The 10,434-nt window shown below is 35.6% G+C and carries 11 protein-coding genes and 1 riboswitch; of the genes, 4 read left to right on the forward strand and 7 right to left on the reverse strand.

All coding sequences use genetic code 11. The features are described from left to right. Window positions 1-148 precede the first annotated feature (148 nt). The 7 genes from H8B04_RS16300 to H8B04_RS16330 all read right to left on the reverse strand — a co-directional run bounded on the left by H8B04_RS16300 (window position 149) and on the right by H8B04_RS16330 (window position 6,963). Window positions 149-325, reverse strand: coding sequence for a hypothetical protein (locus H8B04_RS16300; RefSeq protein ID WP_165291487.1), 177 nt, complete (start codon window positions 323-325; stop codon window positions 149-151). Window positions 326-454: 129 nt separating this feature from the next. Next, window positions 455-1,636 carry a homoserine dehydrogenase gene (locus tag H8B04_RS16305; RefSeq protein ID WP_190303024.1) on the reverse strand — a complete coding sequence of 394 codons (1,182 nt, stop codon included), beginning with the start codon at window positions 1,634-1,636 and terminating at the stop codon, window positions 455-457. A gap of 72 nt (window positions 1,637-1,708) precedes the next feature. Then, on the reverse strand, window positions 1,709-3,016 hold the full coding sequence (locus H8B04_RS16310; RefSeq protein WP_190303025.1) for an O-acetylhomoserine aminocarboxypropyltransferase/cysteine synthase family protein: 1,308 nt from the start codon (window positions 3,014-3,016) through the stop codon (window positions 1,709-1,711). Between the two features lie 232 nt (window positions 3,017-3,248). Beyond that, window positions 3,249-3,362, reverse strand: a riboswitch (SAM riboswitch). A gap of 168 nt (window positions 3,363-3,530) precedes the next feature. Next, a complete protein-coding gene (locus H8B04_RS16315; RefSeq protein WP_165291484.1) occupies window positions 3,531-4,349 on the reverse strand; it encodes an AMP nucleosidase in 819 nt (272 codons plus the stop codon). Between the two features lie 69 nt (window positions 4,350-4,418). Then, a complete protein-coding gene (gene clpX / locus H8B04_RS16320; RefSeq protein WP_165291483.1) occupies window positions 4,419-5,666 on the reverse strand; it encodes an ATP-dependent Clp protease ATP-binding subunit ClpX in 1,248 nt (415 codons plus the stop codon). Between the two features lies 1 nt (window position 5,667). Then, window positions 5,668-6,366, reverse strand: a complete 699-nt coding sequence (clpP, locus tag H8B04_RS16325; RefSeq protein WP_165291482.1) for an ATP-dependent Clp endopeptidase proteolytic subunit ClpP — start codon at window positions 6,364-6,366, stop codon at window positions 5,668-5,670. Window positions 6,367-6,435: 69 nt separating this feature from the next. Continuing rightward, window positions 6,436-6,963 carry a type I restriction enzyme HsdR N-terminal domain-containing protein gene (locus tag H8B04_RS16330; protein ID WP_317170678.1) on the reverse strand — a complete coding sequence of 176 codons (528 nt, stop codon included), beginning with the start codon at window positions 6,961-6,963 and terminating at the stop codon, window positions 6,436-6,438. A gap of 35 nt (window positions 6,964-6,998) precedes the next feature. Between H8B04_RS16330 and holA the strand changes: the two genes are divergently transcribed. From holA to carA, 4 genes are all read left to right on the forward strand, one after another. Next, complete coding sequence (holA, locus tag H8B04_RS16335; protein WP_165291481.1) at window positions 6,999-8,009, forward strand: DNA polymerase III subunit delta; 1,011 nt, start codon at window positions 6,999-7,001, stop codon at window positions 8,007-8,009. Between the two features lie 14 nt (window positions 8,010-8,023). Next, window positions 8,024-8,587: a hypothetical protein gene (locus H8B04_RS16340; RefSeq protein ID WP_165291480.1), complete on the forward strand. Its 564-nt coding sequence runs from the start codon at window positions 8,024-8,026 to the stop codon at window positions 8,585-8,587. Window positions 8,588-8,591: 4 nt separating this feature from the next. Continuing rightward, window positions 8,592-8,798 (forward strand): YwbE family protein, encoded by a 207-nt coding sequence (locus H8B04_RS16345; RefSeq protein ID WP_190303026.1) that lies wholly within the window; start codon window positions 8,592-8,594, stop codon window positions 8,796-8,798. 238 nt (window positions 8,799-9,036) lie between these two features. After that, window positions 9,037-10,137, forward strand: coding sequence for a glutamine-hydrolyzing carbamoyl-phosphate synthase small subunit (gene carA / locus H8B04_RS16350; RefSeq protein WP_165291478.1), 1,101 nt, complete (start codon window positions 9,037-9,039; stop codon window positions 10,135-10,137). Window positions 10,138-10,434 lie beyond the last annotated feature (297 nt).

Below are 10,434 nucleotides of genomic sequence, written 5' to 3' on the forward strand. Positions count from 1 at the left end.
TTTGTTGGGTAGAAAGCATCCTGATATCCGTTAAAGCTTAATTTAAGATACAAAAAAAGGAGTAGAAAATGCACTTTCCACTCCTTTTTTTTGGCCCAATATAAAAGGGGACTTTTTCAGTGCCCTCGATATTTCACAACCTTTTTTGTTAATGATTAAACTTACGTTTTTGTCTATTGTAAAGAATAATAATTACGACTAGAAGTAGGATGGCACCAATGATGATATAACCCGTAGAAGATCCCTGCTCTTCTTGCTGTTGTGTTTGAGCCCATCCCAAACTAGACCACAATGTTAAGAAAAATATGCCACCTAACTTTTTCATAAAATCAGAATATAACGTTTTCTAATAAATCTAATTATTAAACATCATATTCGCAACCCTTTTAAGACTTTTTAACGTTTGATGGAAAAACTTACTTATTAACGTATACGTGGACATATTTATAGTGACTTAAGATAATTCCGCTAAGAAATAACCGTCTTGATTAATCAAATCTCGCTTATCAATAATCTCTTGCAAGTTGATGTAACCGATTACATATTTCGAATGTTCACCGTAATAACGTTCGGTTATTGATTTGAACTCAATATTCTCTAATACATCCTCATCTTGATAACGGAAATAAACTTTCAAATCATAATTTGTCGAATACTGAAGCTCTTGGGATTCCAAATGTTTTTTGTATTCGTATCGGTAATCATAGCGTAAAGCAGCAATGTCTGAAAGTACAGCAGATCCCGTAGGGTGACCTCCCGCGCCTTTACCATAGAAGAATTGTTCGTCCGCAAAAGCGGCTTTAACCAGTACCCCGTTGTTTTCATTTTCAACGTTATAAAGGATATTATCTTTCGTAATAAATCTTGGCAACACATATAATACTACTTCGCTATTGCTGATTTCTTTAGCGAAAGGAATCAATTTGATTTTGAAATTCTTTTCACGTGCGTAGCGGATATCACTATCATTTAATTTATCAATGCCTAAGTTTAGGATAGTTTCTGGATTTACAAACAAGCCATACGCATGTGAGGCAACGATAGTTAATTTGTATTTCGGGTCATAACCACCTACGTCCAAAATTGGATTTGTTTCGGCAAAACCTAATTCTTGGGCTTTTTTCAACGCATCGGCATAACTTTGACCTTCGTTGAAAATTTTTGATAAAATGTAGTTTGAAGAACCATTGAAAATACCACTTACCGAATGTAAAAGTTCGTTGTCATAGTATTCTTCCAAATTGCGGATGATTGGTATACTTCCACAAACAGCACCTTCGTACAATAAAGAAGTACCGTATTGATTTTGTAATTCTGTCAATTCTTCTAAATGTGTCGCAATCATCTTTTTATTTGCGGAAACAACATTTTTACCTGAAGAAAGTGCTTTTTTAGTGATTTCAAATGCGGCATCAGCATCATCAATCAATTCTACTACCGTGTTGATTTCTGGATTGTCTAAGATAACATTCGCATCTATTGTAAATAATTCATCAGGCAACGTACGTTTTTTGTCTGCATTCTTAATTACGAATTTTTTAATTTCTAGGTTTAAGTTTTTTGTTTTAATAATATCGTATAATCCTTGCCCAACTACGCCGAACCCGAACATACCGATAGTAAGTTTCTTACTCATATATAGCTTTAAAATTTCAGTTTTCCTTTTCCTTGTATGTATATTTTCCTAAAAAATTAAGTAGTCGATTGACTACTTAATTTTTTCGAAAGCTTGTTCTAAATCTGCTTTGATATCATCAATATGTTCGATACCGACTGACAAACGTAATAAACCTGCGTACACTCCCGCTTTAGCTTGTTCTTCGTCGCTCAACTGTTGGTGCGTAGTCGCTGCTGGGTGAATGATTAATGATTTCGCATCACCTACGTTTGCCAAGTGGCTTACCAATTCCAATGCATCGATAAATTCATTCGCTTTATCTGCACCACCTTTGATAGAGAATGATAATACAGCGCCATAACCATTTTTCAAGTATTTCTGTGCATTTTGGTGATAAGGATGGCTTTTCAAACCTGGGTAGCTCACTTTTTCCACTTGTGGATGCGCTTCCAACCATTGTGCGATTTCTAAAGCATTATCTACATGACGTTGTACGCGCAAAGACAATGTTTCCAAACCTTGCAATAGTAAGAATGAATTGAAAGGTGATAGGGCAGGACCGAAATCTCTTAAACCTTCTACACGAGCGCGGATAGCGAATTGGATATTTCCGAAAGGACCGTTTTCGCCAAATACATCGGAGAATACTAATCCATGATAACCTTCTGAAGGTTCAGAGAATTGTTTGAATTTACCGTTGCCCCAGTTGTAGTTACCACCATCGATGATTACACCTCCGATACTTGTACCATGACCGCCGATCCATTTAGTAGCAGATTCAACGACAACATTAGCACCATGCTCTAATGGTTTGAATAAATAACCACCAGCACCAAATGTATTATCTACGATTAAAGGTAAATCGTGTTTGCGTGCTACAGCAGCAATTTTTTCGAAATCAGGAATGTTATAACTTGGGTTACCAATGGTTTCTACGTAGATAGCTTTTGTTTTATCGTCGATTAAAGCCTCGATATTTTCAGCATCAGAATCAGCTGCAAAACGGACATCTACGCCTAATCTTTTGAAAGCTACTTTGAATTGATTATATGTTCCGCCGTACAAATTCGATCCAGCAACAAAGTTATCACCGCTTTCTAAGATATTATTTAAAGCGATAAATTGTGCTGCCTGGCCAGAAGCTACAGCTACTGCTGCCACACCACCTTCTAGCGATGCAATTCTTTTTTCGAATACATCAGTAGTAGGGTTCATGATACGTGTATAGATGTTTCCGAATTGTTTTAAGGCGAATAAGTTAGCGCCATGTTCTGCGTTTTCGAAAACATATGATGAAGTTTGGTAAATTGGAACTGCTCTTGAGCCAGTTGTAGGATCTACTTCTTGTCCTGCGTGAATCTGTAAAGTTTCGAATTTTAAGTTTTTATTCTCTGCCATTTTCTTTTCTGTTTTTTTAGGTTATTAAATATATGTATAAATTCTATTAAGAGATGCAAAAGTTTGGTCGTCATGAATGTAATACCATTACAAAAAGTAATAGTGCGACAGACGACTAGCGCATTCGAATAGAAAATAATACGGGATTATTTGGTAGCAAGATTGGAGTGCACTTTTCTAGTACAGCAATATTTGTAAGATTTAATATTGTTAATGTTGTCATAGTCTATTTCATTTATATGCTCCATAGTAATGTTACTTTGGACAGGATTTGGCACCTTTTCAATCTTTATTGAAGGTTGCCAGTGGGTCATTGAGCCAGTCTCTCGCCACTTCTTTATAAATCAAGACCGATACTAGAAAGGTGTTGATTAGATACTCTACTAAAGTACTCGACAAATATAGTAGAATTTTTAAAAAATAAAAACTATTTGAAAAATAATAGAAAAATAAAAGTTCAATCGATTAAGAATTGAACTTTTATGAGGTTTGATTGATTTTCGGTTTCATTGCATCAGAATTTCAAATGCTTTACTGTTAGACCATTATTGATAAGTTGTTTCAGCGCATCAATACCAATATTCAAATGTGTTTCCACAAATTTTGCCGTTACCGATAAGTCAGATGCTGCAGTTTTCACACCTTCTGGTACCATCGGCTGATCCGAAACGAGTAATAATGCACCTGTTGGAATTTTATTTGCAAATCCTACACTGAAGATTGTTGCGGTTTCCATATCGACAGCCATTGCGCGGATGGATTTTAAATACTTTTTGAAAGCTTTATCATGTTCCCATACGCGACGGTTAGTGGTATATACAGTTCCTGTCCAGTAATCTCTTCCGTGATCACGTATAGTAGTCGAAATGGCTTTTTGCAAGGCGAAAGCCGGTAGGGAAGGGACTTCGGGTGGGAAATAATCGTTTGATGTACCCTCGCCACGAATAGCAGCAATAGGAAGTATTAATTCACCTACTTCAATTTTCTTTTTCAGCCCTCCAGTTTTTCCTAAGAAAAGTACCGCTTTGGGATCTATAGCAGTTAGTAGATCCATCACTGTAGCTGCCATAGGGCTACCCATACCAAAATTAATTATCGTAATACCGTTGGCAGTACACGCTTGCATCGCTTTATCTTCTCCATAAATAGGTGCATCGTCGTGCATTTCCGAAAACATCTTTACATATTTCGAAAAATTGGTTAAGAGAATGTATTGGCCAAACTCTTCTAATGGCTTACCTGTATAACGTGGAAGCCAGTTTTCTACGATTTCCTCTTTCGATTTAAGTCCTGGAGTAATAGGACTGTCTACTGTTTTTTGTTTTTTTGTCATAAGCAATTCTAGTTTTAATTTATTATTTGCAAAAATCCCTCACTTTTTAGAGTGAGGGATTTTTTATTATTACGCTACTTTTAATTTCTTAATGTCTGATTTTGCAAATTTCTTCTTCGCATAATCGAGCGTAATGTGAAGTGTTTTATCCTCACTGTGTTCTTTTGTCGATGGAATCTCGAACATTGCATCCAGCATAATCGCCTCGCAAATGCTACGTAAGCCACGGGCACCCAATTTGAATTCCCATGCTTTGTCTACTATAAAGCTATACACTTCTTTGTCAAAAACTAAATCAACCCCTTCGTATTCAAATAACTTAATGTATTGTTTTATCAAGGCATTTTTTGGTTCTGTCAAGATGCTTAACAACGTCTCTTTATCCAAAGGATTCAAGTGTGTCAATACTGGAAGACGACCAATTAATTCTGGAATCAGACCAAAATTTTTCAAATCTTGAGGTGTGATATATTTGTATAGATTGTTTAAATCTACATCTTCCTCTTCTTCCAACATTTTGAAACCAACAGTTTGTGTTCTCAAACGGTTAGCGATTTTTTTCTGAATACCATCGAATGCACCACCACAAATAAATAAGATGTTACTTGTGTTTACGGAGATCATTTTTTGGTCTGGATGTTTGCGGCCACCTTGAGGCGGAACGTTTACATTTGTACCTTCTAATATTTTCAATAAAGCCTGTTGTACACCTTCACCAGATACGTCACGTGTGATAGATGGATTATCGCTTTTGCGTGCAATCTTGTCAATCTCATCGATATAGATAATACCTCTTTCGGCAGCAGCAACATCATAATCCGCAGCTTGTAGCAATCTTGTTAAGATACTTTCTACGTCTTCACCCACATAACCCGCTTCAGTTAATACTGTCGCATCGACGATAGAGAAAGGTACATTCAGTATTTTGGCAACTGTTTTTGCTAATAATGTTTTACCTGTACCTGTTTCACCTACGATAATCAAGTTAGATTTTTCGATTTCCGTCTCATCAGCAGAAGCTTTTTGGTTCAATCGTTTGTAATGGTTGTAAACTGCTACTGAAATTACTTTTTTCGCATCATCTTGTCCGATAACGTATTGATCCAAGTGCTGTTTAATCTCTAAAGGACGAATTAATTTTAAAGTCGTCTGTAAAGATTTATTTTTTCGTTGATTTAACTCTTCTGCTAAGATTTCTCCAGCTTGAGTTACACAACGATCACAGATATGCGCTCCATCACCAGCTATCAGCATCAAAGCTTCATTCTTACTGATCCCACAAAAGGAGCATTGTATATCTTTTTGATTTTTACTCATTTTATTTAATATCTTTTCTTGGTGCTAACACCTCATCAATCATTCCAAATTCTTTGGCTTCTGCAGCTTTCATCCAATAATCACGGTCTGAAGATTTTTCTACCCATTCGTAAGACTGACCTGAATGTTCAGAAATAATGGTGTATAATTCTTCTTTCAATTTTAACATCTCGCGCAAATTGATTTCCATATCTGCAGCTACACCTTGAGCACCACCTGATGGTTGGTGAATCATGACACGGGAGTGTTTCAATGCTGCACGTTTGCCTTTTGCTCCTGCAACTAATAATACAGCACCCATAGAAGCCGCCATACCAGTACAGATAGTTGCTACGTCTGGCGTAATATATTGCATGGTGTCATAAATACCTAAACCAGCATATACGCTACCACCTGGTGAATTGATATAGATTTGGATATCTCTTTTTGCGTCTGTAGACTGTAAGAATAACAATTGAGCTTGGATAATGTTCGCTACTTGATCATTAATTCCGTCACCTAAGAAAATAATACGGTCCATCATCAAGCGAGAGAAAACGTCCATTTGAGCTACATTTAACTGACGCTCTTCAACGATGTAAGGTGTCAAGTTTGTAGGCATTTTAGTTTCTACTCTTGAGATAAAACCATCCACATGTTGGCTACCAATTCTGTGGTGTTTAATCGCATATTTTCTGAATTCGTTTTTATCTATATTCATATGTATATATTTTTCAATTCCCTAATTAAAGACTAAATATAAATTCTTTTTGTTAAATACATATAAATTTTATGTCTCAATAATGTAATTTGGAAGATCCTCAATAAATTGATAACTGTTGTCTTCAAAATTTACTTTGCAAAAATAATGCTCTAGACCGTTACTCACTAATAACAAGGGTATTTTATGCTTACTATTGTATGAACTTATTTGTTCAAAAGTTTTTGAATTTATCTTTACTTCAGGAGCTTTAAATTCTGCCAAAATGACTTTTTCACCCCTGTTATTGTAGATGATTAAATCCGAACGTTTATGTAGATCATTTAAAATGAGTCCGCCTTCAATTTTCATTAACGATTTCGGGTACTTTTTATATTGATGCAAAAAATGTACCCAATGTTGTCTCACCCATTCTTCTGGAGTCAAAACCAAATTTTTCTTACGCAATACATCAAAAATGTAGATTTTGTCGTTAACGCGTGAAAGTTTTAGTGAAGTAGGAGGTAAGTTTAATGGAACGGGACTAAACATATACAAATATACAAAACTAAGCACGAATTTGAAAATATATGCAGCTTCAATATTGTGCAATTTCAAAATGTTTCGTAATAAATAGTTAATTTCGCGATGTTATGAAAGTACAAGAAATACTTAGCGCAATAAAGCAACGTAAATATAAGCCTCTTTATTTATTACATGGAGAGGAATCACATTATATCGATGTGATTTGCGATGCTATAGAAAGTACTGTACTGAATGATGCGCAGAAAGGTTTTGATCAGACTATCCTATATGGAAAGGATGTGGACTTTTCAACTATTATTAGTGCGGCAAAGCGTTATCCGATGATGAGTGATTATCAAGTCATCATTATCAAAGAAGCGCAAGGTCTAAAATGGAAAGGGGAAGAAGGTGTAGAAATGTTGGCAAAATATGTCGAAAACTTAACCCCAACTACGATTCTGCTATTTGCTTACAAACATGGCAAATTCGACAAACGTACTAAATTGTATAAAGCCATTGAAAAGGCAGGTATAGTGTTTGAATCAGAGAAGCTATATGATAATAAAGTAGCGCCTTGGATTGTAGATGAAATTCAAAGTCAAGGTCGCAAGATTCATCCGCAAGCCGCAGCATTGATGGCTGAATATTTAGGAACGGATCTTTCTAAAGTAGCTAATGAAGTTCAAAAGCTGATTTTAAACGTTTCCAAAGAACGAGAAATTTCGGTTCAGGATATTGAACAAAATATTGGTATCAGTAAAGATTTCAATGTTTTCGAACTGAATAATGCTTTAGGAAAACGGGATGCGTTGAAAGCTATTCAGATTGTAGATTATTTTGCGGCCAACCCCAAATCAAATCCCGTAGTATTGGTAATGGGAACTCTGTATGGCTACTTTTCTAAGGTATTAAAGTACCATTATCTGCCAGATAAATCCACTGCCGCAAAAGAATTAGGTGTGAACCCCTACTTTGTAAAAGATTACGAATATGCGGCGCGTAATTTTAATAAACTCAAATTGTTTCATGTGATGACGATTTTGAAGGATTACGATTTGAAGTTTAAAGGATTGGATGCTGGGCCTAATACTTCGGTTGGCGATTTGTTGCGTGAAATGATTTTTAAAATTCTAAACTAATTTAATATTTACATATGAAAAAAATCTTACTTGCTTTGGCTTTAGTAAGTGCTTCATTTGCGGTGCAAGCACAATCTTCAAATTATATGATTATCCAAGGTGGAGGTAATTTGGGTTTTGCAAATGAAGGATATAAAGGTGCATTCAATGGATATTCGGCGCATTTTATTTTCGGAAAGAATTACAATGAGCGTGCTTATTTAGGGTTGGGATTAGGGAATGAGCGTCTTAAAGGAACCTATAAAACAAATAATCCGCATGAAACTAATCAAGCAGAATATTCCTACGACCAAAATTTGTTTCCAATCTTTGTAGATGGTCGTTTGCCAATTGGAGAGTTTAATGAGGTGTCGCGAATTGGACTTTGGGCTAATGCGGGTTACGCGCCTAAGCTAAGCGCGCAGTACGATAAAGGATTTTTGTTTAAAGCAGGTTTTTTCTATTTGCATGATACACCTTTTAAAACAAAGTGGACGATTTCGGCGGCTTATGGCTATCAGCAATTGACCAAGAATATTTTTATGAAAGATTTTCAACACCAACATTTCAATGTGTCTGTTGGTTTAATGTTTAAATAATAAGATGAAAGACGGAAAAACAAGAGCGGATATAAAACCGGGGATGTTGGTTAATATTGTATTGAAGAAAGACCAGCGCACAGGGATATTGACGGAAGGAATAGTAAAAGATTTGTTGACATCCGCAGCATTTCATCATCGTGGCATTAAAGTACGTTTGACAGATGGGAAAATTGGAAGGGTGCAAGAGATTATTGAAGACGATTTTTAATTAAATAAGATAAAAGGTGATTTTTCGCTTTTTACTTTTTAATTTTTACTTTTTTGTTGTACCTTTGTCTCCCGTGAAATTTGATACTTTTGACCCAGTAATTAGTGCAATCAACTTCAATGTTATCATTGAAATATCATATTTTTGATACGTTTAGCCCATTTGGGCTTTTTTTGTGTCTAATCGTCAGAAGTTACATACACTACAAAATGAATAATTTATTTTTACAATATAAATAATGACCAGCTACAGTAAATTACCCGCAATTTTAGTTTTAGAAGATGGTACTGTTTTTCACGGTAAAGCTGCCGGAAAAATAGGAACAACTACTGGTGAAATTTGTTTTAATACAGGTACAACAGGTTATCAAGAAATCTTCACAGACCCTTCGTATTATGGACAAATCATGGTGACAACCAATGCACATATTGGTAACTATGGTATTGACGAAGATGATACTGAATCTAAAAAAATTCAAATTGCTGGATTAGTTTGTAAAAACTATAACATTAATTATAGCCGTAAAATGGCTGACAGTTCTATTCAGACTTATTTTGAAGAAGAAAATTTGGTAGGTATCTCCGATATCGACACACGTTCTTTAGTTCGTCATATCCGTGACAAAGGAGCGATGAATGCTATCATTTCTTCGGAGAATTTGGATGCAGAATCATTGAAAGCTGAGTTGGCGAAAGTTCCTTCGATGGCCGGATTGGAATTGTCTTCTACAGTAACCACTACTGAACCTTACTTCTATGGGGATGAAGATGCTGCAGTTCGTATTGCGGTTTTGGATTTAGGTATCAAACGCAATATCTTAAGAAACTTTGATGCACGTCAAGTATATGCTAAAGTATTCCCAGCAAAAACTTCTTTCGCAGAAATGGAAGCTTGGGGGGCTGATGGTTACTTTATTTCTAATGGTCCTGGTGATCCATCTGCAATGGATTACGCGATCAATACGGTAAAAGAAATCTTAGCTGCTGACAAACCAATGTTTGGTATCTGTTTAGGTCACCAAATCTTAGCATTAGCTAACGGTATCCGTACGGAGAAAATGTTTAACGGTCACCGTGGTATCAACCACCCAGTAAAAAATATCATTGCTAACCGTTGCGAAATTACTTCTCAAAATCACGGTTTCGGGGTAGTAAGAGAGGATATTGAGGACTCAGATAATATCGAAGTAACACATATCAATTTGAATGATAATTCTATTGAAGGTATCCGTGTGAAAGGTAAAAAAGCTTTCTCAGTACAATACCACCCAGAATCATCTCCAGGTCCTCACGATTCTCGTTATTTATTTGACGATTTCGTTAGCATGGTAAAGGCATAATAAAAGCAATATTGTAATATATTTTAAAAGGCTCAACAGTTTTGTTGAGCCTTTTTTGGTTTCATCGTGATTCAATTTTATTTAGATGATATGCTTCATATTGAGAGCAAAGATGGTGGTAAATTCGGTTTTTTTAATTTCTATATACCTACTACTTTATTGATAATCAATCAGTAGTGTCCAAAATAAGGGAAAAAATGGCGGTGTATTTATATAGCAGGGATTGCTATATTTAATTCGCTAAAATTCCATCACCGCCATGGTAAATATAAACGTATTTTCTCAGATATTAGGACT

This window comes from Sphingobacterium litopenaei (genome assembly GCF_014692495.1).
In the GTDB taxonomy this organism is placed as follows: domain Bacteria; phylum Bacteroidota; class Bacteroidia; order Sphingobacteriales; family Sphingobacteriaceae; genus Sphingobacterium; species Sphingobacterium litopenaei.

What these genes read in the sequence shown, in the direction of transcription:
- H8B04_RS16300 (WP_165291487.1), bottom strand. Translation starts at nt 325, where the DNA reads ATGAAAAAGTTAGGTGGCATATTTTTCTTAACATTGTGGTCTAGTTTG.
- H8B04_RS16305 (WP_190303024.1), bottom strand. Translation starts at nt 1,636, where the DNA reads ATGAGTAAGAAACTTACTATCGGTATGTTCGGGTTCGGCGTAGTTGGG.
- H8B04_RS16310 (WP_190303025.1), bottom strand. Translation starts at nt 3,016, where the DNA reads ATGGCAGAGAATAAAAACTTAAAATTCGAAACTTTACAGATTCACGCA.
- H8B04_RS16315 (WP_165291484.1), bottom strand. Translation starts at nt 4,349, where the DNA reads ATGACAAAAAAACAAAAAACAGTAGACAGTCCTATTACTCCAGGACTT.
- clpX (WP_165291483.1), bottom strand. Translation starts at nt 5,666, where the DNA reads ATGAGTAAAAATCAAAAAGATATACAATGCTCCTTTTGTGGGATCAGT.
- clpP (WP_165291482.1), bottom strand. Translation starts at nt 6,366, where the DNA reads ATGAATATAGATAAAAACGAATTCAGAAAATATGCGATTAAACACCAC.
- holA (WP_165291481.1), top strand. Translation starts at nt 6,999, where the DNA reads ATGAAAGTACAAGAAATACTTAGCGCAATAAAGCAACGTAAATATAAG.
- H8B04_RS16340 (WP_165291480.1), top strand. Translation starts at nt 8,024, where the DNA reads ATGAAAAAAATCTTACTTGCTTTGGCTTTAGTAAGTGCTTCATTTGCG.
- H8B04_RS16345 (WP_190303026.1), top strand. Translation starts at nt 8,592, where the DNA reads ATGAAAGACGGAAAAACAAGAGCGGATATAAAACCGGGGATGTTGGTT.
- carA (WP_165291478.1), top strand. Translation starts at nt 9,037, where the DNA reads ATGACCAGCTACAGTAAATTACCCGCAATTTTAGTTTTAGAAGATGGT.